Consider the following 25,883-nt stretch of genomic DNA (forward strand, 5'->3'; position numbering starts at 1 on the left):
CGGGCATTCGTCACCTCATTGCTTCCGCTCCGAGATTAATTGCTCCGGGAGCTCCCCGGACCTCCGAAAGGACCCGCCATGTCGACCGCGACCACCCCCGTCACCGTCCAGAAGGTCGGCGGCCGCCTCGGCGCCGTCGTCTCCGGCGTCCGGCTCGGCGGCGACCTCCCCGCCGAGACCGTCGCCGAGATCCGGGCCGCGCTCCTGCAACACAAGGTCGTCTTCTTCCGGGGCCAGGACCACCTGGACGAGGAGGCCCACGAGGCCTTCGGCCGGCTGCTCGGGACGCCCGTGGCCCATCCCACCGTGCCGTCGGCCGACGGCCGTTACTCGTTCCCGATCGACTCCGACTACGGCGGCCGGGCCAACCAGTGGCACAGCGACGTGACCTTCGTGCCGGCCTACCCCGCCTTCTCCGTCCTGCGCGCGGTGGTCATCCCGCCGTACGGCGGCAACACCCTCTGGGCCAACACGGCGACGGCGTACGAGAAGCTGCCCGAACCGCTGCAGGCCCTGGCCGACGGCCTGCGCGCGGTGCACTCCAACGACTACGACTACGCGGCCCTGCGCCCCGGCGTCCTGCCGGAGCAGCTCGCGCGCTTCCGCGAGGTCTTCGCCTCGACGAAGTTCCTCACTGAGCACCCGGTCGTACGGGTCCACCCGGAGACCGGCGAACGCACCCTCCTCCTCGGCAACTTCGTCCAGCGGATCAGTGGTCTGACGGGCGCCGACTCGCGCGCGCTGCTCGACCTCTTCCAGGGGCACATCGAGCGCCCGGAGAACACAGTGCGCTGGCAGTGGCAGGTCGGCGACGTGGCCATCTGGGACAACCGCGCCACCCAGCACTACGGCGTGGACGACTCCGACGACCACGAGCGCAAGCTGCGCCGGGTGACCATCGACGGCGACGTGCCGGTCGGCGTGGACGGCCGATCCTCGGTCCTGCTCGCGCCCGAGTCCGTGCCGGACCCGGCGTTCGGCATCGCGTCCGGCGACTCGACGACCTCCGAGACCTCGAAGGCCTCACCGGCGGCGTGACCCATGACCGCCCCGGGTGAGCATGGTTCGCCCGCGCCCGGGGCGGGGGGACGGGAAAGCCGTCAGGAGGACGGCGGCAGGGCGTAGTTCGTGAAGCCCAGCCAGTCGAGGGTCACGCAGGGTTCGTCCCCGAGGACCCAGGCGTCGTGTCCCGGCTTGACCTCCATGTAGTCGCCCGGGCCGAACTCGGCGGTCTCGCCGTCGTCCATGACGACCTTCATCCGGCCGCTGACCACGTATCCGACGTGCGAGGCCTGGCAGCTGTCGGTGCCGGCGATCGGCTTGATGTGCTTGGACCACCGCCAGCCCGGCTCGAAGACGGCCCGGCCCACCGAGCCGCCGTCGCCGATGAGCAGGTCCAGCCTGCCCTTGCCGTCCTCGAAGGGACGCGTCTCGTCCGCCGAGTCGAAGCTCTTTCGTACGATGCCGGCCATCGTGTACTCCCGGCGATGGGAAGAGTCCGGTGTCCCCGAGTCCGTTTCCAGGCTACGCCGGGGCGACGGGGGTCACCGCGCGCGGCGGGTCGCTTTTGGTGGGTTCCCACACTTTCGACACCCATTTTCTATGCCCATCCCATAGAGGGCAGACCTACACATAAAGGACAGATAAGGGCACAATGAAGACGCGGCACGATGCCGCAAGCGCGGTCAGACGTGCAGAGCGCCAGAAGGAGGCGAGTCGTATGGCCGACGTCTCTCACCGTCCCGGTGATATCACGGGGCACCCCGATGCGTCGGAGATGCGGGACCGCTACGCCCGCATGCTGCAGACCCGAGGTGTCGCGGCGGTCGAGGAACTCGTGATCCTCGCAGGAGTCTGGGCGGCGATCTCCGCCTACACGGTCCACTTCGCCGCCGCTGCGCCGACACTCGCCATCACCAACCTGGTCGTCGGCATCGCCCTCGCGGTCCTCGGCCTGTGTATGTCGATGGCCCCGGAGAGGTCCCAGGACCTGAACTTCGTCGTACTGCTCATGGGTGCGTGGCTCATCGTCGCGCCCTGGGTCGTCACCCGGCACCCCAGCACGGGCATGATCGTCAGCAACGTCATCACGGGCGCATGCGTGTGCCTGTTCTCCCTGACGGCCGGCGGACTGCTGATGAGCAAGAGAAGGACGTGACGCGTCGATCCTCTCCCCCCGAACGGCGGTACCTCCCCCAAGAGGTACCGCCGTTCACCGTATGCGCGCCGTTCCGCCCAGTGACGGATCGGCGCGTTGGACCGCCCCGCCTTGTGCAGGATGGCGCAGGACCGCCGCCCTGCACCCCGCCTAGCCTCGCCGCAACAGCACGAACGAGGGGCGGTACCGCCGGTGAACTGGCACATCCACGACTACCGCGAGAGCGATCTCGCCGCCGTCGTCCATCTGATCGACACCACCGCCGAGCTCGGGCAGGAGTCCGTCTTCTCGCTCGCCGAGTGCATCGGCGCCCTCACCTCCCGTCAGCCGGCCGTGGTCGCCGTGCACCAGGGCGCCCCCATCGGGGCGGCGCTCGCCTGCGTCTCCGGCGAGCGGGCCTGGGTCATGCGGATCGCGATCTCCTCCGCGTGGCGGGGCCGCGGCCTCGCCAGCGCCCTGCTCGTGGAGCTGGAGCGGCGGCTCGTCGCGGCCCGCGTCGGACGCATCGCGTACGTCCTGCCGGAGGAGGAGCTCCTCGGCGAGGGCCTGCTGAACGCCGGGTACACGCGCCAGCCGGCCGTCGCGTACTTCGAGAAGGTGGAGCCGCTGCACGGCCCCGCCGCCGGCCTCCTCGACGACCTCGGAGGCCGGCTCCTTCCGGGCGACCTGTGGGCGAAGGTCGCCGGCATGGAGCGGGAGAAGGACCTGATCGAGCGCCGGGTGGTGCTGCCGCTGGCCGAGCCGGAGCGGGCCACCCGGCACGGGGTGCGGCCGCCGCGCGCGGTCTGCCTCTTCGGCCCGCCCGGCACCGGCAAGACCACGTTCGCGCGGGGCATCGCCTCCCGGCTCGGCTGGCCCTTCGTGGAGATCCTGCCGTCCCGCCTCGCCGACGAGGGGAACCTCGCCGCCGCCCTGCGCTCCGCCTTCGCGCGGATCGCCGAGCTGGAGCGGGTCCTGGTCTTCATCGACGAGGTCGAGGAGATCGCCCCGGTCCGCTCGGAGCCCGCCCAGCCCGGTGGCATGCACGGCGTGACGAACGAACTCCTGAAGCTGATACCGGGGTTCCGGGAGCGGGACGAGCGGCTGCTCGTCTGCGCGACCAACTCGATCCGCTCCCTCGACCCGGCGTTCCTGCGCCCCGGCCGCTTCGACTACCTCATCCCGATCGGTACGCCGGACAAGGCGGCGCGGGCGGCGATCTGGTCCCGCTACACCGACGGGCGGCCGGACGTCGACATCGACGAACTGGTCCTCGCGAGCGAGCTGTTCACGCCCGCCGACATCGAGCACGCGGCCCGGATCGCCGCCCAGGCCTCCTTCGAGCGGGACCTCGTCGCGGTCGGCGGGCGCGGCGGCGACGACCCGGCACCCGGGGCGAGCACGGCCGACTACCTGGAGGCCATCGCCGAGTGCCGGCCGACGGTCACGCCGGAGATGATCGAGCAGTTCGCCGCGGACATCACCTCACACGCCCGCACCTGACGGCGAACCGCTCCCCGGCCGCGTCCAGTTCGGCCCGGTCGGGGGGCTGGGCGCCGGCCCGGGAGACGGTGACGGCCGCCGCCACGGCCGCCCTCCGCAGCAGCCTCACGAGGTACTCGGCACCGAGCCCGTCGAAGGTCTCCCGCCCGGCGAGGGTGTCGAGGACGGCCGACATGAACGAGTCGCCCGCGCCGACCGTGTCGACGACGGTGACCGCCGGCGCCTCTGCGAAGGCCGTCTCCCGCCCGGTGAAGGCGAGCGAGCCGTCGGCGCCCCGGGTGACCAGGACGACGGCCGGGCCGAGGCCCAGCCAGCGGGCGGCGACGGACTCGACGGACTCCCCCGGATACAGCCAGGCCAGGTCCTCGTCGCTCGCCTTCACCACGTCGCTCAGCGCGACACAGCGCTCGACGCGGGCGACGGCCTCGCCGTGCTCCCCCATCAGTTCGGGCCGCACGTTGGGGTCGTAGCTGACCGTGGCCCGGTCGCGGAGCCGCCCGACCTCGGCCAGGACGGTGGCCGCGCCGGGGGCGGTGACGGCGGCGATGGAGCCGATGTGCACGTGGACGGGCCGGTCCACGTCGTACTCCCCGGCCTCCAGGGTCCAGGCGATGTCGAAGGTGTACGAGGCCCCGCCCCGCGCGTCGAGCCCGACGACCGCCGACGGGGTGCGTACGGGAACGCCGCCGACCTCCACCCGTACCCCCGCGCCCTTGAGGTGGTCCGCGATCAGCCGCCCGGTGGGGTCGTCGGCGAGCTGGGTGAGCAGGGTGACGTCCCGGCCGAGGCGGGCGAGGCCGTAGGCGACGTTGGCGGGGCTGCCGCCCGGGTGGATCCGTTCGGTGCCGTCGGCGCCGCGCACGATGTCGGCGACGCACTCGCCGATCACCAGGAAGGACATGGGTCAGAGCTCCTTGGCGTAGGTGTCCTGGTAGCCGGCCCGGCCGCCGAAGACGTTCAGGCCGACGTGACCGTCGGTGTAGGTGGCCGCCGGGTCGGTGAGGTCGATGATCCGCTCCCCGTCGAGGAAGACCTGGATACGGGTGCCCTGGTGGACGATCCGCAGATCGTACGTGGCGCCGTGCCGTACGAGGGCGGGGACCTTGGCGAGGGCGGCCGCGTCGTCGAAGGAGCCGCCGCGCCGGACGACGAGGCGGACGGACCGGAGGTCGGGGTCGACGTTGAGGACGTACCCGTCGGCGCCGTCGGCGGAGGCCCGCCAGATCAGGGAGGCGGCGCCCCGGGTTCCGTCGGGGCCGCCGAGCCGGAGCAGGGTGGTGAGTTCGAGGTCGGCGAAGCGTCGGGTGGACATCGCGTCGCTGTCGCGGTCGAAGACCCCGGTGTGACCGGCGCCGGTGGGCTCCCAGCGCCCGGCGGGGACGGTGGTGAGGGTGCCGAGGTCCGTGCGGAACTCCCCCGGCGGCGGTGAGGCGGGCAGGGCGGGGAGCGCATCGGAGAGACGGCAGGTGGAGGCGAGGCGGTGGACGGCGAGTTCGGCGATCCGCACCGCGCCTCCCTCGGCGGTGAAGGCGATGCCGTCGGCGTCGGGGTCGGGCAGGACCAGGCTGGTGACGACGGCCTCGCCCGCGCCGCCGAAGACCTCCACGGAGGAGGAGTCGACGAGCACCCGCAGCCGGACCGTGCGGCTGCCGTCGGGGGCCCGGACGGCGGCGAGCGGGGCCTCGGTGCGGCCCGCGAAGTACCGGGTGAAGTCGGTGCGTCCGGAGGTGGTGCGGTCGACGAAGAGGCGTTCGCGGACGGTGTCGTAGCCGACGAGGGTGGCCTGCCCGTCCTTCGCCCGCAGACGGAAGGCGCAGCTGGTGGCGGCGCCGGTCGGAGGCAGCACGAGCTCGGCCTCCAGGTCGTACGTGGTGCCCGTCAGGCCCGCGCAGGGGTCGGGCGCGCCGGGTCCGGCCGTGAGGTCCCTCCGTACCGTCGTGTCCGTGCGCAGGGAGGCCAGTTCGGCGACGGGCCGCTGGCGCAGGACGGGGCCGTCCGGGCCGTCGGCGAGGGTGAGTTCGCGGGGAAGGGAGTGCTGGCCGTTCCACGGGCGGGTGGGGGCGCTGAAGGGGTAGTCCCAGTCGGTGGTCCAGCCGAGCCAGACCCGGCGCGCGTCGGGCAGGTCCGCGAAGGTGATGGCCGCGTAGAAGTCGCGGCCGTGGTCGCTGCGCGGGGCCGGGCCCGGGGCCTGGTGAGCGGTGAAGGCGGTGCCGTTCCAGTTGCCGGTGAGGCAGCGGGCGGTGGAGCCGTCGGTGGCGCGGACGGCGCCCGTGCTGAAGGTGAGGACCCAGACCGTACGGGCGGGGTCGCCGTCGACGGGGAGCGGGAAAAGGTCGGGGCACTCCCAGACCCCGCCGCCGGCCACCCACTCCCCGTAGCCGAACGAGCTGGTGTGGGACCAGTGGAGGAGGTCGCGGGAGGTGAAGAAGCGCACGTGGTCGCCGCCGGACACCACCATGACCCACTGGTCGTGGGCCTCGTCCCGGACCACCTTCGGGTCGCGGAAGTCCCAGCCGCCGTCCGGGCCGCCGGGGTTGCCGATCAGCGGCTCGGGGCCGCCGTACGGCTGCCAGGAGCGGCCCCGGTCGGTGCTGTAGGCGGCGCGGACCGCCTGGTTCCCGCCGATCTTGTCCGGGTGGTAGCTCGTGTAGTAGGCGATGAGACCCGAGCCGCCGCCGAACAGACCGGAGGCGTCGCCCGGATCGGCGACGGCCGAGCCGGACCAGCGGTGGCCGTACTCGTTCCAGTCGAGGGCGGTCGGCAGGGCGCGCCAGTGCAGGAGGTCGGTGGAGACGGCGTGCGCCCAGCGGCCTTCGGCCTGGTGGAAGAGGTGGTACTCCCCGTCGAGGTGCACGAGGCCGTTGGGGTCGCTGCCCGGGCCGGTGCGCGGTGAGTGGTGGACGGCGGGGCGGTACGGCTCGGTGTAGTGGTCGCGCGCGTCGGAGACGTACACGTCCTGGAAGTACGCGGTGCCGCCGGCCGCGACGAGGCCGACGGTGTCGCCGGAGGCGGCGGCCGGGGCGCGCAGGACGTCCACCCCGTCCACGTACACGGTGAACTCGCCACCGAGGAGGTGGACTTCGACCCGGTACGGAGTCCCCGGGCGGATCGGGCGTACGGGCGGGGGCACGGTGGCGAGGACGGCACGGCCCGTGTGGTCGAGGAGCCGTATCGAGCCGGTCGCGGTGTCCAGGAGGATCTCGTGGCCACGCACGAGGAGGCCGGCGGCGCTCGCCCCGGCGAGCAGGACGTCGGCGGAGACGACGAGGTCGGGGCCGTCCGGGGCGGGCGCGGTGCGCAGCCCGTCGTCGCCGCGCAGGCCCTTGAGGTCACGGCTCCAGGTGCCGGAGAGGGTGGTGGCGCCGGGGAGTTCGGCGGGCGGTCCGGCGGCGGTGACGTTCTCGAAGGAGACCCGTCCGTTGTAGGCGAGGAGTCCGGGGCGGCCGGAGAGGTGCGGGGCGGGCGCCGGGTCCTCGGTGTCGATGACGGGGGCGTAGCCGTCGGGGCGGAGGAAGTCGCTCTGCCAGTGGACGCGGAGGCGGCGTCCCTCGGCCTCGACGCGCAGGCGGTGGACGGTGCCGGGGGCGATCGGGGTGGTGTGGGTGGCGAGGGTGACGTCGCCGTCCACGCGGTAGAGGCGGAGGCGGCCCAGGTTGGGGTCGGCCTCGACGGCGTAGCCCCGGGTGCCGGTGGCGTCGGCGCGGACGAGGAGGGCGGCGACGGCGTACGGGTCGTGGACGAGGACGTCCGCCTGCACGGAGGTGTCGTACGCCTCCTCGGCGGCGATCGTCCGGATGTTGGCGCCGTCGGGTGCGGCCCCGGTGAGCCCGAGCGGGGTCGGGGTCCAGCTGCCGGTGCTCGTCCAGTCGCCGAGGTCGGTGGTGACGGTCCAGGTCCGGGGCGGTCCGAAGGTGACCGTGCCGCCGTCGGCGAGGAGGCCGACGTGGCCCGCGGTGTGGCGGTGGTCGACGGTGGTGAGGACCTGCTCGCCGTCGACGTGGACGGTGAGGGCGGGCCCGTCGAGGGTGACGTCGAGGGCCGCACCGGGGCCGTTGCCGCCGGAGGCGAGGGTGGTGCCGCTCGCCAGATCGACCAGCTCCACCTGCCCGTTCGCGGGTTCCAGGAGGACGGCGTAGCCGGTGGAGCCGTCGGGCGCGGCCCGCAGGACGAGCCCGCCCCGGGCGTGCGGGGTGGCCGGATCGGCCGTGATCCGGACGGAACAGCCGGCGCGGACGCCGATCCGGTGCTCGGACACGGCGAGCGCGGTCCCTGAGGCGGCGGAGGCGTGCTGCCCGCCGTCCGGGGTGCGCTGCCAACTCCCCCGGTACGGAAGGGGGTCGGGGAGCGGCAAGGTGACGGCCTCGGGAAGGGTCGCGGTCCGGCGGCGGCGCGCGGGGGCGGCCTCGGCGGTGCGGGGTGCGGCGAGGGCGGGCAGGAGGGCGAGCCCGCCGGCCTGGAGCAGGGTGCGGCGGCGGAAGGGGAGTTCGGGGATACGCATGGGGGCCTCCTCGGCGGTGGGGTGGCGCCTGTACGAAGGGGAGGGTCCGGTGCCGGGCACGGGGCCCGGCACCGGCGGAGGGGTCACGGCCGGACAGGTGGAGGGGTCACGGCCGGACAGGTGGAAGGGTCACGGCCGAATCAGCGAAAGGGGCGCGGCCGGAGCGGGCGCGAGCCCGGCACCGGGGCAGCGGTCACGGCCAGAGCGGGCGCGGGGCCGTCTCGATCGGGGCCATGTGCCAGGCGTCGAGGCGGGCGACGGTCGCGCGGCCGGTCGTGGTGAGCGAGACGCCGGTCGCCTCGTCGGGCCGGGTCGGGTAGACGCGGGCGGCCAGGGCGCGGCCGTTGGCGAAGACCTCCAGGGCCGAGTGGTCGACGAGGACGCGGAGTTCGACCGTGCCGTCCGGGCCGAAGGGCAGGTCGCCGTGGCGAGGTGCGGTGTCGACGTCCGGGTCGAGGCTGCTCGCTTCGCGGTGGAGGCGCAGGGTGCCCGAGGTGCCGGCGGGGTCGCGGGTGATCTCGACGACGGTCCGCTCGGCGCCGTCCGGGGTCTCCCGTACCCCGAGCCGTACCGTGGCGCCGGGAGCGAGCCGGAGGGTCGTCTCCAGGTCGAGCTGGTCGCCGCGGATCGCGTCCAGGTCGGCGTCCCCCTCGAAGGGGCCGACGTGCACGTGGTCGCGGCGCAGTCGTGCCAGTTCGGGCACGGGCGCTTGGGCGAGGGCGCCGTCGGGGCCGGGGGTGACGAGGCGCGGCAGGGACATGACCCCGGACCAGCCGGCGCGGGCGGTGGCCTCCTCGCCGCGGCCCTCCTGGAGCCAGCCGAACACGATGCGGCGGCCGTGTGCGTCGCGCGTCGACTGGGGTGCGTAGAAGTAGTTCTGTCCGTAGTCGAGGCGGTGCAGGGCGCTCGGCTCGAAGCGGTCGCCCTCGTACCGGCCCGTCCAGTAGAGGGGGTGGTGGGTGGCGCCCTCGTCCCAGGCGGAGAAGGCGAGGACGTCGGTGCCGTCCACCCGGAACAGGTCGACGCACTCCCACATGGTGCCGGTCCAGTCGAGGTCGGCGGCGGTGCCGTGGCTCGCGTCGCCGGTGAGGAGCGGGCCGACGTACCGCCAGTGGCGCAGGTCCTGGGACTCGTACAGGAAGGCGGTGCCTCCCTGGCCGCGGATGCCGGAGCCGACGAGCTGGCGCCAGACGTCTCCCTCCTTCCAGACGCAGTGGTCGCGGTACGCGGTGACGTCGACGCCCTCCGGCGGCGCGGCGATCACCGGGTTGGCGGGGTCCTTCGTCCAGTGCCGCAGGTCGGGGCTGCCGGTGGCGACGCAGGGCAGTTCGCGTTCGCCGTGCCGGCCCGAGTAGACGAGCGTGGGCACTCCTCCGTCGTCGACGAGGACGCCGGACCAGCAGCCGTCGCGGTCGGGTCCTGTGGTGCCGGGGACGAGGGCGACGGGTTCGTCGGTCCAGGTGACGAGGTCGGTGGAGGTGGCGTGGCCCCAGTGGATGCGGTGGTGGGCGGGGGCGAGCGGGTTGTACTGGTAGAAGAGGTGGTAGACGCCGTCCCAGTGGCTGAGCCCGTTGGGGTCGTTGAGCCAGCCGCCGGGGGACGTGAAATGGAAGCGGGGCCGGTGCGGGTCGCGGAAGGCCCGCTCGGCGAGGCCCTCTTCGACAGTGGCGGCGATCAGGTCGTGTGTCATGCGGCGGTGTTCTCGGCTTCCGGGGAGGCGTCGTCGGCGGGCTGGAGCACGCGGTGGGCGATCTCGTGGGCGGGCGCGTAGAGGTGGCAGCGCACCCAGTGCGGCTGTCCTCCGTCCTCGCCGACGGTGTGGCGTACGGGGGTGGTGGTGTTGCAGGTGCCGTCGTCGTACGGGCAGGACTCGGGGTTCAGGACGGCGGCCCGCAGCCCGGCGCGCTCGGCCTTGTCGTAGCCGGTGCGCCGGGCGGGGTCGGGCACGGCGGAGAGCAGCAGCCGGGTGTACGGGTGGGCGGGGGCGTCCATGACGGCGAGCGCGTCGCCGCCCTCGACGAGTTCGCCGGCGAACATGACGGCGGTGGTGTCGGCGAGGTAGCGGGCCGAGCCCAGGTCGTGGGTGATGTACAGCATGGACAGGCCGCGTTCGTCGCGGAGCCGGCGCATCAGGTTGAGGACGCCGACCCGGACGGACACGTCGAGCATGGAGGTCGGTTCGTCGGCGAGGAGGACGTCCGGTCCGACGGCCAGGGCGCGGGCGATGGCGACGCGTTGGCGCTGTCCGCCGGAGAGTTCGTGCGGGTGGGAGTCGAGCATGTCCTGCGCCAGGCCGACCTCCTCCATGAGGGCGGTGAGCCGTCCCCGGTCGGCCGGGTGGCCGTGGAGGACGAGGGCGCGGGTGAGGAAGTGCTCGACGCGGTGGACGGGGTTGAGGGAGCCGAAGGGGTCCTGGAACACCATCTGGACCTTGCCCCGGTACGTACGGGAGGCACGGCGGCGCTCGGTGCGGAGCACGTCCTCGCCGTCGAGGAGGATCTGCCCGGAGGTGGGCCGTTCGAGGCGGGCGAGACAGCGGGCGAGGGTGGACTTGCCGCTGCCGGACTCGCCGACGAGGGCGGTGACGCGGCCGGGGGCGAGGTCGAGGTCGACGCCGTTCACGGCGCGGACGCGGCGGCGGGAGAAGACGGTGCCGACGGGGAAGTCCTTGGTGAGCCCGCGGATCTGGAGGAGGGTCATGCGGGGGTGCCTCCGGTGAGGGCGGCCCAGCGGCCGGGGGCCACCTGGCGCAGGTCCGGGATGTTCGTGGAGCAGTCGGCGCGGTCGTCGGGGCAGCGGACGTGGAAGCCGCAGCTGTCGGCGGTGCGCGGGGCGTCGAAGAGACCGGTGAGTTCCCGGCGCGGTCCGGTGAGCGGCGGGAAGGCGTTCATCAGCGCTTCGGTGTACGGGTGGAGGGGGCGCGCGAACAGCTCCTTGGCGTCCGCGAGTTCGACGAGCCGGCCGCCGTACATGACGCCCATGCGGTCCGACAGCTCGACCATCAGGGACATGTCGTGGGTGATGAAGAGGACGGAGAAGCCGAACGCCTGCTGGAGTTCGCGGATCTGGGCCATGATCTCCTGCTGGACGACGACGTCGAGCGCGGTGGTCGGCTCGTCCATGATGAGCAGGGCCGGCTTGAGGGCGACGGTCATGGCGATGACGACGCGCTGGCGCATGCCGCCGGAGAGCTGGTGCGGATAGGCCTTCAGCCGGTCGGGCGAGATGCCGACGAGGTCGAGGAGTGCGGCGGAGCGGTCGCGGGCGGCCCGCTTCTTCAGCTTCTCGTGGGTGGTGAAGATGTCGCCGATCTGTTCGCCGACGGTGAGGACCGGGTTGAGGGAGTTCATCGCGGACTGGAAGACCATGGCGATCTCCCGCCAGCGGAAGGCGCGCAGTTCGCGGGCGTCCATGGCGAGGACGTCGCGGCCCCGGAAGGTGACCGAGCCGGCGGTGATCTCGGCGGGCGGCTTGAGGAGCCGCATGACGGCGTTGGCGACGGTCGACTTGCCGCAGCCCGACTCGCCGGCGAGTCCGAAGATCTCTCCGGCTCCGATGGTGAACGACACGTCGTCGGCGCCGACGACGCTGCGGCCGTCGCCGCGGTATTCGACCCGCAGGCCCTGGACGTCGAGGACGTTCACTTCTTCCCCTTCCGGCGGGCGCGCAGTCGCGGGTTGGTGATCTCGTCGACCGCGTAGTTGACGAGGGCGAGCGCGAAGGCGACGAGCGCGATGCACAGGCCGGAGGGGACGAACGCCCACCAGGCCCCGGTCATCAGGGCGCCGTCGTTGCCCGCCCAGTAGAGGTTGGTGCCCCAGCTGACGACGGAGGCGTCGCCGAGGCCGAGGAACTCCAGGCCGGCCTGGGCGCCGATGCCGAAGATGACGCAGCCGAGCAGGGTGGTCATGACCACGGACGCCATGTTGGGGAGGATCTCCCGGAACATGATCCGCAGCGGACGCTCGCCGGTGACGACGGCGGCGGCGACGAAGTCCTTGCCCCGGATGGAGGTGGCCTGGGCGCGCAGTACACGGGCCGAGCCGGCCCAGCCGGTGACGGTGAGGACGAGGACGACGGTGGTGGTGCCGGGCGGCAGGAACGCGGCGAGGATGACGAGCAGCGGCAGGCCCGGCAGCAGCAGGAAGACGTTGGTGACGAGGGTCAGCAGGTCGTCGACGAGCTTGCCGAGGTAGGCGGAGGCGAGCCCGACGAGCAGCGCGACGAGCGTTGCGGCGATGCCGACGGTGAAGCCGACGAGCATCGAGCTGCGGGTGCCCCACAGGGTGAGGGCGAGGACGTCCTGGCCCTTGGCGGTGGTGCCGAGCCAGTGGCCGGCGGAGGGCGGGGTGGCGCCGAGGTCGGTGATGAGGGACGGGTCGCCGGGTGCGAGGACCGGGGCGAGTGTGCCGAGCAGCGCGAAGACGGCGAGCAGGAGGAGTCCGGCGCGGGCCTTGCGGTCGGCGAGCAACCGGCGCCCGAGGCCCTGGCGGGCGGGGCGCGCGGTGCCCTGCGGGCGGGGCGGCGTGTCGTGGGGCACGGCCGTGGCGGTGTCCGGGGCGTCGAGGACGGACGTGTCGGCGACGGGGGTGCCGACGACGGACGTGTCGGCGACGGGCAGGTCGGGGACGGGCATGTCGGGGTTCCCTCCTCAGCGGACGCGGACGCGCGGGTCGAGGCGTACGTGGATGAGGTCGACGACGAAGTTGGCGAGCAGGACGGCCGCCGTGATGGTGAGGAAGATGCCCTGCATCAGCGGGTAGTCGAGGGCCTGGACGGAGGCGAGGAGCTGGTAGCCGATGCCGGGGTAGGCGAAGACGACCTCGGTGAGGAGGGCGCCGCCCACCATGAAGCCGAGGGCCATGCCGAAGTTGGTGACGGACGGCAGCAGGGCGTTGCGGGCGGCGTACCGGAACATGATCCGGGCGGGGCTCAGTCCCTTCGCCTCGGCCATGGTGACGTAGTCCTCGGCGGCGGTGGCGATCATGGTGTTGCGCATGCCGAGCATCCAGCCGCCGATCGAGACGAGCACGATGGTGAGGGCCGGAAGCACCAGGTGGGTGGCGACGTTCCCGAGGAACGCGGCGTCGAAGGCGGGTTCGAGTCCGACGTCGTACGCGTGCCGGAGCGGGAACCAGCCGAGGGTGACGCCGAAGAGGTACAGCGCGCCCATCGCCAGCCAGAAGTACGGGAACGAGCCGACGAAGATCAGCAGCGGCGGCAGCGCGGAGTCGAGGATCCCGCCCCGGCGCCAGGCGGCGAGGACGCCGAGGAGGTTGCCGACGAGGGCGGCGACGAGCAGGGCGGTGAGGCCGAGGAGCAGCGTCCAGCCGATCTGGGAGCCGATGACCTCGGAGACCGGGGTCGGGAAGCGCGAGATGGAGATGCCGAGGTCGCCGGTGGCGACGCTGTGGAGGTAGTCGACGTACTGGCGCCACAGCGGGCGGTCGTCGAGACCGAAGAGTTTCTGCAACTGGGCGATCTGATCGGGCTGCATCGTCCCCTGGGCCTGGGCGAACATCCGGGAGACGGGGTCTCCGGGCATGAAGCGCGGCAGCAGGAAATTGAGGGTGACGGAGGCCCAGAAGGCGATCAGGTAGAACCCCAGGTTGCGCAGGACGAGACGCACTGCTCTTCTCCCTGTCGGTGTTTCGGGGGTACGGGCCCCGGCGGCGCGCGCCGGGGCCTCTGGCGGAACTAGCCCTTGACGGGCCGGAGGGAGGTGAGCACGAGGACGGTGGTCACGGACCGGTTGGAGAGGGTCGCGTACGGGTCGTCCTTCGTCGGCCAGCCGGTGAAGCGGGCGTCGGTGTACGCGCCCCACTCGGGGCCGGGGAAGAGCGGGACGACGGGGGCGTCGGCGGCGAACAGCTTCTGCAGCTCGCCCGCCCTGGCCTGCTGGGTCTTCGGGTCGGTGGTGGCGGCGAAGGCGTCGATGAGCCTGTCGGCCTTCGGGTCGCCGAAGCGGTGGTAGTTCTCGGTGGCCTTCTCGCCGACGGGCTTGACCTGGGTGGTGGCCATGGCGCCGCGGTAGAACTCGTACGGTGTGGCGCCGTTGTTGCTCCACACGATGCCGCTGTCGAAGGTGCCCGTCTCGTACGAGGAGACGACGGCGGACCAGTCCGGGGACTTCACGGTGGCGGTGACGCCGACCTCGGCGAGGTTCTGCTTGATGATGTTGGCGACCGAGATCCAGTCGGAGGAGGCGGAGCCGACGGAGATGTCGAGGGTGAGCGGCTTGCCGTTCTTCTGGGTGCGCCTGCCGCCGGCGCCGAGCTTGTACCCGGCGGCGTCGAGGGCCTGCGCCGCGGCCTTGCTGTCGTGCGTGGTCCAGTCACAGGAGGCGGCGACGGTCTTGTCGCGCCAGGTGTCGTAGGCGTTCGACAGGCCGGTGCAGTCGGCGGGGACGCTGTAGCCGTTCATGGCGACCTTGGCGATCTTGGCGCGGTCGACGGCCCGGCTGAGCGCCTTGCGCAGGGCGGGGTCGTCGAAGGGCGCCTTGGCCGTGTTCAGCTGCCAGTTGATCATGGCGCCGGTGGTGGGGAACCAGTAGTGGTTGGTCTTGGGGTTCTTCGCGACGAAGGACTTCTGGATGTCGGGGATGAACGCCTGGGTCCAGTCGACCTCGCCGTTGGTGAAGGCGAGGTTGGCGCTGTCGTTGCCGGAGAAGGCGAGCAGGCGTATGCCGGCGATCCGCTGCTTCGCGGGCTGCCAGTACGAGGGGTTCTTCCGCAGCTCGTAGGACTGGCTCTGGAAGTGCTCGACCTGCGTGTACGGGCCGGTGCCGACGGGGGTGGCGTTGGTGTCCTTCGCGGGGTCGGCGATCTTCGACCAGATGTGCTTCGGGACGATGTAGTGCCCGCCGATCTCGTAGAGCGAGGGCGAGAAGGGCTTGTTGAAGTGGAAGGTGACCTTCTGCGGGCTGTCGGCGGTGACCTCGTCCAGGTACTCGAAGCCGCCGAGCAGCTTCTTCTGGAGCTCGAAGGTGTGGACGACGTCCTCGGCGGCGAAGGGCTTGCCGTCGGACCACTTCACGCCCTCGCGGAGGGTGAAGGTGACGGACTTCCCGTCGGGCGCCTGGGTCCACGCGGTGGCGAGCCAGGGGGTGTCCTTGCCGTCGGCCGGGTTGTGGACCATCAGCGGTTCGTAGACCGCCTCCTTGGTCATGGGCGCGGCCTTCGGGGAGAAGGGGTTGAAGTTCCGCGTGAAGGTGCCCATGTCCTCGCGGGGAATGGTGAGGAGCTGGTTGCCGGAGGTGTCTCCGGCACCGGCTGCTCCCGCGCCGCCGGAGCAGCCGGTCAGGAGCAGGGCGGTCGCCGCCGCGCCCGCCACGAGGGCGGGGCGGAGCCCCCGCGGGGAGCGGCCGCGGGCAGGGGAGGGTGTCATAATGGTGGCTCTTTCCTCTCTTCAACACACCGGACGAAGACGGGACGGAAGAACTCGGCGGATCTGATTCGCGGTCAGACCGACGAGCGTTCGAGCAGCGGGCAGTCGACCATCACCCGAGGGGTGTCGAGCGACTGTCCCGCTGCGAGAGCGGCGAGCATGTCCACGCCCTTGGCGCCCATCGCCTCGAACGGCAGGGCGAGCGTGGTCAGTTTGGGCCGCAGATAGGCGGCGATGAGTTCCTGGTTGTCGTAGCCCACCACGGCCACGTCGTCCGGGATCCGCAGCCCACGTTCCTTGATGGCGTCGTACGCGCCCATCGCCATCCGGTCGTTGCCGCAGAAGAGCGCGGTCGGCCGGTCGGCGCGGTCGAGCAGTTCGCAGGCGGCGGTGTAACCGCCGTCCGCGGTCGCGTGGCCGGAGACGACCAGCGACGGGTCCAGGGGCAGACCGGCCTCGCGCAGCGCCCGCTCGTAGCCCTCGCGGCGGCCGAGGGCGGCGGGGATGTCCGGGTCGAGGTTGATGAACCCGATGCGCTCGTGACCGGCCTCGACGAGCCGGCGGGCGGCACGGTGGCCGCCGCCGACCTCGTCGGGGACGACGGAGGGCAGTTCGCCCTCGGCGTCGTAGCAGTTGACGAGGACCGTGGGGACCTCGCGGGCCGCCTTGGGGAGGGTGACCGCGCGGTGCCAGGTCGTGGCGTAGAGCAGTCCCTCGACCCGCTGTTCGAGGAGCTTGTCGAGGGCGGCGGCCTCCTGGGCCCGGTCGCCCTCGCTCGCGGCGATCAGCAGGAACTTGCGGTCGAGCCAGGCGCGGTCCTGGGCGCCCTTGATGACGTCGACGGCGAAGGGCGCGGTGACGATCTCGGTGATCAGTCCGTACCACTCGCTGCGCTGGGCGGCGAGGGCGCGGGCGCCCGCGTTGGGGCGGTAGCCGAGCTCGTCGATCGCGGCCAGGATGCGCCGCCGGGTCTCGTCCGGGATGGCCGCGCCGGGGCGGTCGTTCAGGACGAAGGAGACGGCCGTGCGCGAGACCCCCGCCCGCCGGGCGACATCACTCATGGTGACGCTACGAGGACTGCCGGCCGCCATGTCGTCCCCCCTGCCTTTGCCGCGTCTCTGGGTTACGCGCTTTAGTAACGCGCGTTAGTACGACGTTGCACGCAAGTTACGGCCGCCTTCCGGCCACTGTCAATATCTTGGTCCCCGGGGAAGTCCGACGACGGGGAAGAGGTGCCCGGTGGAGACGGTCGAGGGGCTCGCGGTCATGGCGTTCGGCGGCGGGGAGGAACTGGAGGCCTGGCTGGAAAAGCACCACGGGGACACCCCGGGCCTCTGGCTGCTGCTCGGCAGGAAGGGCTCGGACGTCCCCTCGCCGAGCGCGGAGGAGATCCTCGACGGCACGCTCGCGTACGGCTGGATCACCGGCAAGCGCATGGCGCGCGACGAGCGGAGCTACCTCCAGAAGATCACCCCGCGCCGGCCCCGCAGCCTCTGGTCCCAGGTCAACGTGCGGCAGGTCGAGGCACTGACCGCCGCCGGACGGATGCGGGAGCCGGGCCTCGCCGAGGTGCGGGCGGCCCGGGCGGACGGCCGGTGGGAAGCTGCGTACCCCTCCCAGAAGGACGCGACCGTGCCGGACGACCTGGCGGCGGCCCTGGCGGCGGAGCCGGGCGCGGCGGAGGCCTTCGACGCGCTCGGCAGGACCGAGCGCTACCTGGTGATCCTCAGCCTCTGGCAGGCCCGCACGGCGAAGACGCGGACGGCACGACTGGAACGGGCGGTGGCGGCGCTGGCGGCGGGAGAACGACCGTAGCGGGACGGAACGGTCATCGACTCCGGCGGTACAGCACCTGGTGGGCGTCCCACTCCACGAAGGACTCGGCGTGCTCCAGGCCGACGGCCTCCAGGAGCCGACGGGAACGGTGGTTCGCCTCCTGGGTGACCGCGACCACGCTCGGCGCGGCCTCCAGCGCCCGCGCCACGGCCGCGCCGACGGCCTCGCGCGCGTACCCCCGCCCCCAGTGCTCGGGCAGGAACTGGTACGAGACCTCCGTCTCCCCGCCCCGCCCGGCGGCCTCCACCGTGACGAGCCCGAGCACGACACCGTCCTCGGCCCGGACCACCGCGTGGAAACCGGCGGCCCCGACGATCCGCCGCTGCCGGATCCGGATGACCGAGTCGATCACGGGACCGCCGAGGTGCCGCCGCACCTCCGGGTCGGTCCACAGCCGCGTCACGGCCGGCACGTCACCGCTCCGGACGGGCCGCAGCACCAGCCGCTCGGTGACGAGCGGACGGGCGGGAGGCGTCGGGGCCGGGACGTGGGACATGACCCCATCATCGCAGCCCTCGTCCGACTGTCCCCGGGCTCGGGGAACAGCGGTACGGCCGGTTCCTCGATCCCGGCCTCGTCCAGGACGAGGTTCCGACGGTCGGTCGACTGCCGGTCGGTCGACGACAGAACCTTCGGGGTGGAGCGCTCCTCGTCCGGTCCCGTGGCGCAACCACAGCACGCGGCCTTGGTGCGACTGCTGCTGGATCAGCGGCCGCTGTTAGCCTGCCGTCCATGATCAAGCGAAGCCTGGCAGGCCGCATAGGCCGCTTAGCGGGGGACAGCAGGCCGGAGCGCGTGCTGATCGCCGCCAGTTTCGTCAACCGGGTCGGCAATGGTCTGTTCAACGCGGCGTCGGCGCTCTATTTCACCTTGGTCGTGGGCCTGCCCGCGGTGCAGGTCGGCGCCGCGCTCACCATCGCCGGAGTGATCGGCCTGTGCGCGGGGATACCCGGTGGGCATCTCGCCGACCGGCGCGGCGCACGCACGATCATGATGCTCGCCCTCGTGGTCCAGGCGGTGTCGATGGCGTCCCTCGTCCTCGTCGAGAGCTGGACCGCGCTCACGATCATCGCGACGGTCGACCAGATCGCCGCGGCGGTCGGCGGGGCGGCCTGGGGCGCTCTGGTGGTCCGGGTCGGGGGTGATCGCCCGGCCAGGTTCCGGGCGAAGCTGCGCACCTTCGTCAACCTGGGCGTCGTCCTGGGAACGGTGGGCGCCGGGCTGGCGCTGGCCGCGGGCACCCGCGGCGCCTATGTCACGCTGATCCTCGGCAACGCGGCGAGCTTCGCCCTGTATGCCGTGCTGTTGCTCCTGCTGCCCCGCTACCCCGTGCTGGCCGCACCGCCGCAGCAGCGTCGCTGGCTCGCGTTCACGGACCGCCCGTTCCTGGCGTTCACCGCCCTCTACGGGGCCATGGGACTGCAGTACCCGGTGGTCTCGCTGCTCCTGCCGATCTGGATCTCCGAGCACACCGAAGCGCCGCGCTGGACGGTGGCCGCGCTGTTCGCCGTCAACTCCCTCTTCTGCGTGTTGATGCAGACCAGGATCGGCTCGCGCATCGAGACCCTGCACGACGGCGGCCGGGCGTTCCGCAACGCGGGGCTGCTCTTCCTCGTCAGCTGCCCGATGATGGCGCTGGCGGCGTACACCCCGGTCTGGGCCGCGGCAGGACTGGTCCTGACCGCGATCTTCGTCCACAGCTTGGGAGAGGTCTGGGAGTCATCGGCGTGCTTCGCCCTGGGCTTCGGTCTTGCCCCCGACCACGCCCAGGGCCAGTACCAAGGTGTCCTCGGTCTCGGCTTCAGCGCGGGCCAGGCTCTCGCCCCCGCGATCCTCACCACGGTGGTGCTCGGCCTCGGCACGAAAGGCTGGCTGCTGCTGGCGGTGTTCTTCGCGGCACTGGGCGCTGCCGGCCCGTCTCTTGCCCGCTGGGGCACGCGGACCCGGCCGCAGCCAGGCGTTGCCGCGGAAGCGACGGGATGACCAGCGAGTAGGTGTCAGAAGCCTTCTTCCTCGTCGTCCCCTTCCAGCTCCGGCGCGTCCGGGTCGCGCAGCGGGCGCAGGGCGCCGGCGGCCGGGACGCTTGCGGTGAAGCCGTTCGACGTGCACGAGCCGGGCCCGGGCCGGCGCCTCGTAGCCGGGATTCGCCATCGGACCGGGACCAGGGCCCGGCGCCGGGTCGGTCAGCGCGGCTCGGTCTCCCGAGCCGTCAGCGCCGCCTTGATCGGCTCCCAGTCCGGGGCTGTCGGTTCGAAGGTCTCCTTCGCCGTGGCGATGTCCTTGTAGCCGCTGGAGGTGACCACGCACACCACCGGGCCGTCGGCCTCGCGTGGTCCGTGGGCGCGCAGGCCGGCCAGTCCGGCGGCTGAGGAGGTCTCGCACCAGATGCCCTGCGCCGCCAACTCCGCCCGTGCTGCGGCCATCTGATCGTCGGTCACCGTACGGGCCGCTCCCCCGGTCGTACGGACGGCGAGGACGCCCCGGTAACTGTTGACCTCGCAGTCGATGGCGTACGCGGCGGTCGGCCCGACCGGGACGCGGGCGACGGGCCGGTCGGTGCGCAGGGCCTCGGTGAGGGCGCCCGCCGCAGCGGGCTCGGACGCGTACATGCGGGGGACGGAGCCGGTGACGCCGAGCCGCGCGAGCTCCTGGAAGCCCTTGGCCACGCCGAACAGCAACTCGCCGTACCCCGTGGGGAGATGCACCTCCGCCGGTGCGCGTCCGAGGTCGAGCGCGAGCTCGTACGCCAGGGTCTTGTAGCCCTCCGGCCCGAAGGGGTGCCCGGTGTGGGCGGTGTCCGTGACGCTGCTGACGCTCTGGAAGCCGAGCTCGTCGACGATGCGGCGCATCAGGGGGCGTACCGACTCGTACGGAACGGTCAGCACCGTCGCGCCGTAGGCCCTGAGGTGGGAGGCGACGGCGGGCGGGGCGTCCGGGGAGGTGAACACGGCGCACGGCAGTCCGGCACGGGCCGCGTAGGCGGCGGCCGCCGCACCGTGGTTGCCGGACGAGGAGACGACGATGCCCTTCGCCCCCGAGGCGACGGCGGCGCTGACGGCGACCCGGTTGAGCCGGTCCTTGTGGCTCCAGGTGGGGTTGCGCGACTCGTCCTTGATCCAGACGCCGTCGGGGAGTCGGACCAGGGGCGTGTTGCCCTCGCCGAGGCCGGGCGCGGCGAGGGGCGGGAGCAGCGGGGCCCACCGTTCGAGGCCGTGAGCGGCCGGGCGCTTGAACAGGTCCGCGGGGACCCGGTCGTAGGCGTAGTCGATGTCGAGGGGGTACGCGAGGTCCTCGGTGGAGGTGACGGGGCAGCCCCGGGTGAGCGGCGGCCACAACGGGTGGCGTACGGACGGATCGGCGAGCGAGCGCTGGGCGATGGCGAGCGAGGGCGTCACGTGTGGGGCCTTTCGGAGGCGGGGAACTCCGGACTGTCCGGGGCCTTCAGTCCATGCGGCGGGTGAGGGCGGCCAGTGCGCCGGGCCGGCGGCCCGGGACCCGTCGCCGGAGTCCGACCAGGGTGGGGCCGAGGGCACGGGCCCGGTCGCGGTCCCCGATCTGCTCCCACTGGTGGTGGGCCCGGTCCACGGCCCCTTCGACGTCGGGGTCGTCCGGGCGCTGGCCCAGTCCTAGCCGGGCCTCGGCGGCGGCGAGCCAGAGTTCGCAGCTGCGGGCCGGTTCCCCGGCGAGGCGGGCGAGGTCGGCCCGTACCTCCGTCCAGTGCACGGCCTCCACCGACCGGGGTCCGTGGCGGCGCAGGGCCTCGTGCTCCCAGGCCGCCGCCACCGCCGCCGCTTCCCCGTGCCGCCCGGCCATGGCGGCGGCGAGGATCGCGGGGTGCGGGTCCACGACGGGCGCCGGCCCGGACGTGGGCGCGGGTGCGGGTGTCGCCGGTGCGAAGGCCGGAGGGATCGCGGGCAGGGGTACGGGACGGGCCGCGGGCACGGGAGTCGAAACGGGTGCAGGGGTCGGACGGGTCGCGTGCGCGGGCGCCGAAGCCGGCGCGGGTCGGGGTGCGGGCGCGGGTACGGGTGCGGGCGCGGGTACGGGTGCCGAACCGGGCGCGGACACCGGCGCGGATCCCGGACCGTGCGCGGGCACCGGAGCCGGTCCAAGTCCCGGCGTCGGTACGGTCATCGGCGCAAGGAACACCGGCTCCGGCGCCGGGGCCACCGTCCGCGCCCGCGCAGCCGCCTCCGTGTGCGCCGCCGTCGGCGTCAACCGGGCTCCGGAGCGCCAGAGTTCGGCCCAGGCGCGCAGGTACTCGGGGGTCGTGGGCTCGCCCTTGCGCGGGGCGGGCACCACACGCCCGTAGAGCAGGGTGCCGGGCCCCAGGTGCAGCAGTCCGGGCGCGGCGGTGAGGCGCTGCCAGACGTCCGGGTCGGCCGCCAGGTCCGCGACGACGGTCGTGGTGCCGGGCTGCCGGGCGCCGAGCTCGCCGGCGAGCCAGTGCCAGGGCAGCGCCGTGTAGCGGAGGGTCGCCGGGGTGGTGCGGGCGAGCGCGAGATGGGGCAGTTGCTGGCGGCGGTCGAGGTGGAGCTGGCCCGCGAGGCAGACGACCAGGGGGCCGGGGCTCGCGGCCGCCGCGCGGAGGCGGGTGAGGACGGTCTGCGGGTCGAGCGGGTCGGCGAGTTCGACGACCGTGGCGGCCGTGGTGCCGGTGAGGACCCCGGGCGGTACGGCGGCGAGCGCCGGGAGGACGGAGGCGGCGTCCATCGCGCGGCCCCGCCCGGCGGGTGCGGCCGCGAGCAGTACGGCCGTCCCCACCGCGCTCATGACGGCCGCGCCCGCACCGGCGCCTACCGCGCTCGCGGCCGCCGCGCCCCCACCGGCACCCGCCACGCCCGCGGCCGCCGTGCCCGCACCAGCACCCGCCCCGCCCGCACTTGCCGTGCCCGTGGTCGCCGCACCCGCACCACCGGCCACGGCGACCCCACCCGTCGCCGGAGTGCCGGGCGTACGGCCCCCCGGTACCGCCGCATCCACCCCCGTACGCATGTCCGACTCGCCCGCGGTCACCCCGCCCGTGACCGTCGTCCCCGCGCCCACCGTGCCGTTTCCGTCGTCGTTCACCACCCCAGCACCGTAACGGGTCGCGCCCTGTCCGATAATCGCCGGGCCTTTGGCATATGCCAGAAGCACCACCGGATCGAGTGTTGCCAAATCCCTTACGGGCCGTCCCGGGCTGTGCAACAGTCGTCTACGGGCCACCTTCCACACCTGGCCGCGCCGCGCCTGTATCGGAGTACGACATGCCGTCCCATCTGTTCGCGGACCGCCCCGCCCAGCCGCCGGAGCCGGGCGCGGTGGACGCGCTGATCTCACAGACCCGCCGCCTGCGCGGCGAGGTGGACGCCGTCCGCCGGGACTCCGTGGCGGACGAGGACGACCCCCAGCAGCGCTGGCAGCGCGCCCTGTGCGACCTCGCGATGCACCAACTCGACGACCTGGGCGCCCACTTGGGCCAGCTCCGGGCGGGAGTCCCGGCGAGCGCCGCCCCCGAGGACGGGACCGGGGACATCGAGGCCGCCGTCGACACCGCGCACGCGACCGCCCCCGGCACGGCGTACGGAGCGGCCGCCCCGCCCCGGACCGGCTCGCTGCTCTCCCGGGTCGGCTCCGCCGAGTGGAACCTGCTCACCGACGAGGTCAGCTGGTCCGAGGAGCTGTTCCAGATCTTCGGACGGCCCCGCGAGAGCGGGGCGATGTCGCTCGACGAGATGCCCACGATGGTCTTCGCCGAGGACCAGCCCGTCCTCCAGGGGATGGTGACGGACTGCCTGATCGACGGGAAGCCGATCGACGGCGAGTTCCGGATCGTACGGACGGACGGCCGGGTGCGCACGGTGCACATGACCGGCGAGCCCGTGCTCGACACCGACGGCTGCACCGCCTCCATGTGGGCCGTCCTCCGGGACGTCAGCGAACTGCGGCGCAGCGAGCGGGCGGTCCGCGAGAGCCGGGACAGCCTGGAGCGCAGCCGCCACATGGAGCGCACCGAGCGGCGGGTCGCCGTCGAGCTGCAGGAGGCGGTCCTCCCGCCCTGGCGCGGCTCGCTCCGCTTCGCCCACGACGGGCCCGCCCCGCTCGACGTGGCCGCGCACTACCTCCCGGCCGCCAGCACCGGTCTGATCGGCGGCGACTGGTACGACGCGCTCGCGCTGCCCGGCGGGGACGCGCTGCTGACCGTCGGCGACCTGACGGGCCACGGGGTCGCCGCGACCTCCTCCATGGCCATGCTCCTCGGCGCGCTGCGCGGCATGGCCGTCGCCGGTATCCGCCCCGCCGCGCTGATGGGCCACCTCAACCAGCTCCTGGAGACCTCCGTACAGCCCGCGCTCGGCAGCGCGATGTGCTGCAGGTACGACCCGGTGGCCCAGACCCTGGTCTGGGCGCAGGCCGGCCACCCCGCCCCGCTGCTCTTCCGCAACGGGACGGGGCACGTGCTCCGGCGGCCCGAGGGCGTCCTGCTCGGGGCGACGACCGGCGGCGCCTACGGCGAGGCCGAGACCCGGCTGCTCCCGGGTGACCTGCTCGTCCTGCACACCGACGGGCTGACCCGAGGCAGTGACTGGGACGACGACACGGGCACGCGACGGCTGCTCGCCCTCGGCCCCCGGCTCGCGGAGGCACGGGACGCGCAGGACGGCGTGCGCGCGGTGGTGGAGGAGTTCGGCGAGGAGTCACGCGAGGACGACGCCTGCGTGATGGTGGTCCGGGTCACCGGCTGAGAACGCCCGGGGTCACCCCTCTGGAACGAGCCCGGGGTCACACGCCGATGCCCCCGGTGGGCACCCCCTGCGCCGGACCGAAGCCGGCCCGGGTCACCGCCGGACTGTCCTCGCCCGCCGCACGTCGAAGTCGGCCTCACCCGCTGCACGCGGGAGCCGGCCCCGCCCGCTGACGAGACCTTCCCGAGCCTCCCCGTCCCGCAGGACGGGGAGGCTCAGGCCTGTCCGGTCCTGGGGCGGTTGACGGGGGACCTGGGGAGGGCCAGCTCGATCTCCTCGCGCAGGTTCTCGATCCTCGAGTAGCCCGCGTACTGGCCGGTGAGCCGGTACATCTCCCGCAGCCGGTCCCAGGTCCGGTGGGACGAGGTGTCCCCCATGGACATGAGGGCGAGCCGGGCGTACCGGTCGGCCTGTTCCGGGTCGTCGGCGATGAAGCAGGCCGAGGCCATCGAGATGTGGTCGAAGAGCTTCGAGCGGTCGTGCCCGCCGCGCCGCAGTTCGAGCGCCAGCTTGGCGTGGCGCTGTGCGGGGACCGCCGCCGCCGGGTCGTGCTCGGCGAGGGTGCGGTAGGCGAGGGCCTGCATGCCGTGCATGTCGGCCTCGTCGAAGTTCTGCATCCAGCTCGGCTTCTCGTCCTGCCGGTCGGACACGAACAGCTCCTCGGCCTCGCCGAGGGTGCGGCGCATCGCCTGGCCCCGGCCCATGGAGGCCTGCGCCCAGGCCTCGATGGTGTGGAACATGGCCTGGGTGCGGGGCAGCACCCGCTCGCCCGAACCCGCCTTGGCGAGCTTCATCAGGTCGAGGGCGTCGTCGGGGCGGCCCAGGTGCACCATCTGGCGGGCGGCCCTGGACAGCGCCTCGCCGGCCCGGGGCCGGTCGCCGCCCTCGCGCGCCGCGTGGGCGGCGATGACGAAGTACTTCTGCGCCGTCGGTTCGAGACCGACGTCGTGGGACATCCAGCCCGCGAGGACCGCCAGGTTGGCGGCGACGCCCCACAGGCGCCGCTGGAGGTGGTCGGCGTGGCGGTAGGCGAGCATGCCGCCCACCTCGTTGAGCTGGCCCACGACCGCCTTGCGCTGGAGACCGCCACCCCGGGAGGCGTCCCAGGCACGGAACACCTCCACCGAGTGCTCCAGGGCCTCGATCTCCTCCGACCCGATGGGGGCGGCCTCGTAGCGGTCGAACCCAGCGGGGTCGGCGTGGAGGGGATCGGTGGCCCGCTGGGCGGTGCCCTGGCGTGCGGGGTCGGTCTGCAGCCAGTCGTGCATGGCGTTGCTGAGTACGGAACCGGCGGCAAGCGCGGCACCCGCGCCCACCAGGCCGCGTCGGTTGAGCATGAGGTCCATTCCCGTGAATTCGGTGAGGACCGCCGCCGTGCGATCGGGTGCCCAGGGCAGCCCGTCAGGGTTCTCCGTCTTCCTGACGTCCTGCTTCTTTCCGGCGCGCCCGCGTCGTACGAACCCGAGGTCCTCGATGGTCACGACACGGCCGAGTCGCTCGGTGAACAGTGCTGCCAGCACCCGGGGGACGGGATCGCGCGGGGTCTCGCCCCGGTCGATCCACCGCCGCACCCGCGAGGTGTCCGTCGCCAGCTGGGGGTGGCCCATGGCCGCCGCCTGCCGGTTGACCAGTCTCGCGAGTTCGCCCTTGGACCAGCCGGCCAGGCCGAACAGGTCTGCCAGGCGGGTGTTGGTTTGCTCGGTCACGTCTAAGCCCCCAGGTTCTCGGCTGAGTTGACAGTAGCCCCCTGTCATAGGCCTGGCGACAATTCGCCAGGCTTCGCCAGGGTGCGCGA

Annotated in this window: 20 protein-coding genes; 6 read left to right on the forward strand and 14 right to left on the reverse strand. The window is 73.2% G+C overall.

Going from position 1 to position 25,883, the window contains the following annotated elements:
- Positions 1 to 78: 78 nt before the first annotated feature.
- The gene (locus SVTN_RS02785) at positions 79 to 1,038 is read left to right on the forward strand and encodes a TauD/TfdA dioxygenase family protein (protein ID WP_041127647.1); all 960 of its coding nucleotides are present in this window, start codon (positions 79 to 81) and stop codon (positions 1,036 to 1,038) included.
- Between the two features lie 62 nt (positions 1,039 to 1,100).
- Here SVTN_RS02785 and SVTN_RS02790 read toward each other — a convergent pair whose 3' ends face one another.
- Positions 1,101 to 1,472 carry a cupin domain-containing protein gene (locus tag SVTN_RS02790; protein ID WP_041127648.1) on the reverse strand — a complete coding sequence of 124 codons (372 nt, stop codon included), beginning with the start codon at positions 1,470 to 1,472 and terminating at the stop codon, positions 1,101 to 1,103.
- Between the two features lie 248 nt (positions 1,473 to 1,720).
- On the opposite strand from SVTN_RS02790, the gene SVTN_RS02795 reads away from it, so the two are divergent.
- Both SVTN_RS02795 and SVTN_RS02800 read left to right on the forward strand, forming a co-directional pair.
- Positions 1,721 to 2,158: an SPW repeat protein gene (locus SVTN_RS02795; RefSeq protein ID WP_052498898.1), complete on the forward strand. Its 438-nt coding sequence runs from the start codon at positions 1,721 to 1,723 to the stop codon at positions 2,156 to 2,158.
- A 192-nt stretch (positions 2,159 to 2,350) separates the two neighbouring features.
- Positions 2,351 to 3,640, forward strand: a complete 1,290-nt coding sequence (locus tag SVTN_RS02800; protein ID WP_041127649.1) for an ATP-binding protein — start codon at positions 2,351 to 2,353, stop codon at positions 3,638 to 3,640.
- Here the strand turns inward: SVTN_RS02800 and SVTN_RS02805 are convergent.
- The 9 genes from SVTN_RS02805 to SVTN_RS02845 form a co-directional block, all read right to left on the reverse strand.
- Positions 3,618 to 4,541: a carbohydrate kinase family protein gene (locus SVTN_RS02805; protein ID WP_041127650.1), complete on the reverse strand. Its 924-nt coding sequence runs from the start codon at positions 4,539 to 4,541 to the stop codon at positions 3,618 to 3,620. The two genes, SVTN_RS02800 and SVTN_RS02805, sit on opposite strands and share 23 nt — an antisense overlap.
- 3 nt (positions 4,542 to 4,544) lie before the next feature.
- Entirely contained in the window at positions 4,545 to 8,138 is a 3,594-nt protein-coding gene (locus SVTN_RS02810; protein WP_041127651.1) for a glycoside hydrolase family 32 protein, read from the reverse strand.
- A 193-nt stretch (positions 8,139 to 8,331) separates the two neighbouring features.
- The gene (locus tag SVTN_RS02815; protein ID WP_041127652.1) at positions 8,332 to 9,828 is read right to left on the reverse strand and encodes a glycoside hydrolase family 32 protein; all 1,497 of its coding nucleotides are present in this window, start codon (positions 9,826 to 9,828) and stop codon (positions 8,332 to 8,334) included.
- Positions 9,825 to 10,838, reverse strand: coding sequence for an ABC transporter ATP-binding protein (locus SVTN_RS02820; protein ID WP_041127653.1), 1,014 nt, complete (start codon positions 10,836 to 10,838; stop codon positions 9,825 to 9,827). The genes SVTN_RS02815 and SVTN_RS02820 overlap by 4 nt, the downstream gene beginning before the upstream one ends.
- Entirely contained in the window at positions 10,835 to 11,782 is a 948-nt protein-coding gene (locus tag SVTN_RS02825) for an ABC transporter ATP-binding protein (protein ID WP_041127654.1), read from the reverse strand. Before SVTN_RS02825 ends, SVTN_RS02820 begins: the two co-directional genes overlap by 4 nt.
- The gene (locus SVTN_RS02830; RefSeq protein ID WP_078908159.1) at positions 11,779 to 12,774 is read right to left on the reverse strand and encodes an ABC transporter permease; all 996 of its coding nucleotides are present in this window, start codon (positions 12,772 to 12,774) and stop codon (positions 11,779 to 11,781) included. The genes SVTN_RS02825 and SVTN_RS02830 overlap by 4 nt, the downstream gene beginning before the upstream one ends.
- A gap of 15 nt (positions 12,775 to 12,789) precedes the next feature.
- Positions 12,790 to 13,767, reverse strand: a complete 978-nt coding sequence (locus SVTN_RS02835) for an ABC transporter permease (protein WP_041127655.1) — start codon at positions 13,765 to 13,767, stop codon at positions 12,790 to 12,792.
- 68 nt (positions 13,768 to 13,835) lie between these two features.
- A complete protein-coding gene (locus SVTN_RS02840; protein WP_041127656.1) occupies positions 13,836 to 15,524 on the reverse strand; it encodes an ABC transporter substrate-binding protein in 1,689 nt (562 codons plus the stop codon).
- 74 nt (positions 15,525 to 15,598) lie between these two features.
- Positions 15,599 to 16,585 (reverse strand): LacI family DNA-binding transcriptional regulator, encoded by a 987-nt coding sequence (locus SVTN_RS02845; protein WP_245727426.1) that lies wholly within the window; start codon positions 16,583 to 16,585, stop codon positions 15,599 to 15,601.
- A gap of 205 nt (positions 16,586 to 16,790) precedes the next feature.
- On the opposite strand from SVTN_RS02845, the gene SVTN_RS02850 reads away from it, so the two are divergent.
- Positions 16,791 to 17,339, forward strand: coding sequence for a YdeI/OmpD-associated family protein (locus tag SVTN_RS02850; protein ID WP_041133478.1), 549 nt, complete (start codon positions 16,791 to 16,793; stop codon positions 17,337 to 17,339).
- A gap of 13 nt (positions 17,340 to 17,352) precedes the next feature.
- Here SVTN_RS02850 and SVTN_RS02855 read toward each other — a convergent pair whose 3' ends face one another.
- A complete protein-coding gene (locus SVTN_RS02855) occupies positions 17,353 to 17,856 on the reverse strand; it encodes a GNAT family N-acetyltransferase (RefSeq protein WP_041127658.1) in 504 nt (167 codons plus the stop codon).
- 236 nt (positions 17,857 to 18,092) lie between these two features.
- Between SVTN_RS02855 and SVTN_RS02860 the strand changes: the two genes are divergently transcribed.
- Entirely contained in the window at positions 18,093 to 19,343 is a 1,251-nt protein-coding gene (locus SVTN_RS02860) for an MFS transporter (RefSeq protein ID WP_041127659.1), read from the forward strand.
- A gap of 200 nt (positions 19,344 to 19,543) precedes the next feature.
- Here the strand turns inward: SVTN_RS02860 and SVTN_RS02865 are convergent, their stop codons facing one another.
- Both SVTN_RS02865 and SVTN_RS02870 read right to left on the reverse strand, forming a co-directional pair.
- Complete coding sequence (locus SVTN_RS02865; RefSeq protein WP_052498899.1) at positions 19,544 to 20,755, reverse strand: threonine synthase; 1,212 nt, start codon at positions 20,753 to 20,755, stop codon at positions 19,544 to 19,546.
- 46 nt (positions 20,756 to 20,801) lie between these two features.
- Positions 20,802 to 22,433, reverse strand: a complete 1,632-nt coding sequence (locus tag SVTN_RS02870; protein ID WP_425428939.1) for a hypothetical protein — start codon at positions 22,431 to 22,433, stop codon at positions 20,802 to 20,804.
- 176 nt (positions 22,434 to 22,609) lie between these two features.
- Here SVTN_RS02870 and SVTN_RS02875 point away from each other — a divergent pair, with 176 nt between their 5' ends.
- Entirely contained in the window at positions 22,610 to 24,088 is a 1,479-nt protein-coding gene (locus SVTN_RS02875) for a PP2C family protein-serine/threonine phosphatase (RefSeq protein WP_041127661.1), read from the forward strand.
- Between the two features lie 215 nt (positions 24,089 to 24,303).
- On the opposite strand, the gene SVTN_RS02880 is transcribed toward SVTN_RS02875, so the two are convergent.
- Positions 24,304 to 25,794 carry a DNA-binding protein NsdB gene (locus SVTN_RS02880; RefSeq protein ID WP_041127662.1) on the reverse strand — a complete coding sequence of 497 codons (1,491 nt, stop codon included), beginning with the start codon at positions 25,792 to 25,794 and terminating at the stop codon, positions 24,304 to 24,306.
- Positions 25,795 to 25,883: the final 89 nt, after the last annotated feature.

Source organism: Streptomyces vietnamensis, assembly GCF_000830005.1.
Taxonomy (GTDB): domain Bacteria; phylum Actinomycetota; class Actinomycetes; order Streptomycetales; family Streptomycetaceae; genus Streptomyces; species Streptomyces vietnamensis.

What these genes read in the sequence shown, in the direction of transcription:
- SVTN_RS02875 (WP_041127661.1), top strand. Translation starts at nt 22,610, where the DNA reads ATGCCGTCCCATCTGTTCGCGGACCGCCCCGCCCAGCCGCCGGAGCCG.
- SVTN_RS02855 (WP_041127658.1), bottom strand. Translation starts at nt 17,856, where the DNA reads ATGTCCCACGTCCCGGCCCCGACGCCTCCCGCCCGTCCGCTCGTCACC.
- SVTN_RS02815 (WP_041127652.1), bottom strand. Translation starts at nt 9,828, where the DNA reads ATGACACACGACCTGATCGCCGCCACTGTCGAAGAGGGCCTCGCCGAG.
- SVTN_RS02785 (WP_041127647.1), top strand. Translation starts at nt 79, where the DNA reads ATGTCGACCGCGACCACCCCCGTCACCGTCCAGAAGGTCGGCGGCCGC.
- SVTN_RS02810 (WP_041127651.1), bottom strand. Translation starts at nt 8,138, where the DNA reads ATGCGTATCCCCGAACTCCCCTTCCGCCGCCGCACCCTGCTCCAGGCC.
- SVTN_RS02845 (WP_245727426.1), bottom strand. Translation starts at nt 16,585, where the DNA reads ATGAGTGATGTCGCCCGGCGGGCGGGGGTCTCGCGCACGGCCGTCTCC.
- SVTN_RS02860 (WP_041127659.1), top strand. Translation starts at nt 18,093, where the DNA reads ATGATCAAGCGAAGCCTGGCAGGCCGCATAGGCCGCTTAGCGGGGGAC.
- SVTN_RS02840 (WP_041127656.1), bottom strand. Translation starts at nt 15,524, where the DNA reads ATGACACCCTCCCCTGCCCGCGGCCGCTCCCCGCGGGGGCTCCGCCCC.
- SVTN_RS02805 (WP_041127650.1), bottom strand. Translation starts at nt 4,541, where the DNA reads ATGTCCTTCCTGGTGATCGGCGAGTGCGTCGCCGACATCGTGCGCGGC.
- SVTN_RS02830 (WP_078908159.1), bottom strand. Translation starts at nt 12,774, where the DNA reads ATGCCCGTCCCCGACCTGCCCGTCGCCGACACGTCCGTCGTCGGCACC.
- SVTN_RS02790 (WP_041127648.1), bottom strand. Translation starts at nt 1,472, where the DNA reads ATGGCCGGCATCGTACGAAAGAGCTTCGACTCGGCGGACGAGACGCGT.
- SVTN_RS02820 (WP_041127653.1), bottom strand. Translation starts at nt 10,838, where the DNA reads ATGACCCTCCTCCAGATCCGCGGGCTCACCAAGGACTTCCCCGTCGGC.
- SVTN_RS02850 (WP_041133478.1), top strand. Translation starts at nt 16,791, where the DNA reads ATGGCGTTCGGCGGCGGGGAGGAACTGGAGGCCTGGCTGGAAAAGCAC.
- SVTN_RS02795 (WP_052498898.1), top strand. Translation starts at nt 1,721, where the DNA reads ATGGCCGACGTCTCTCACCGTCCCGGTGATATCACGGGGCACCCCGAT.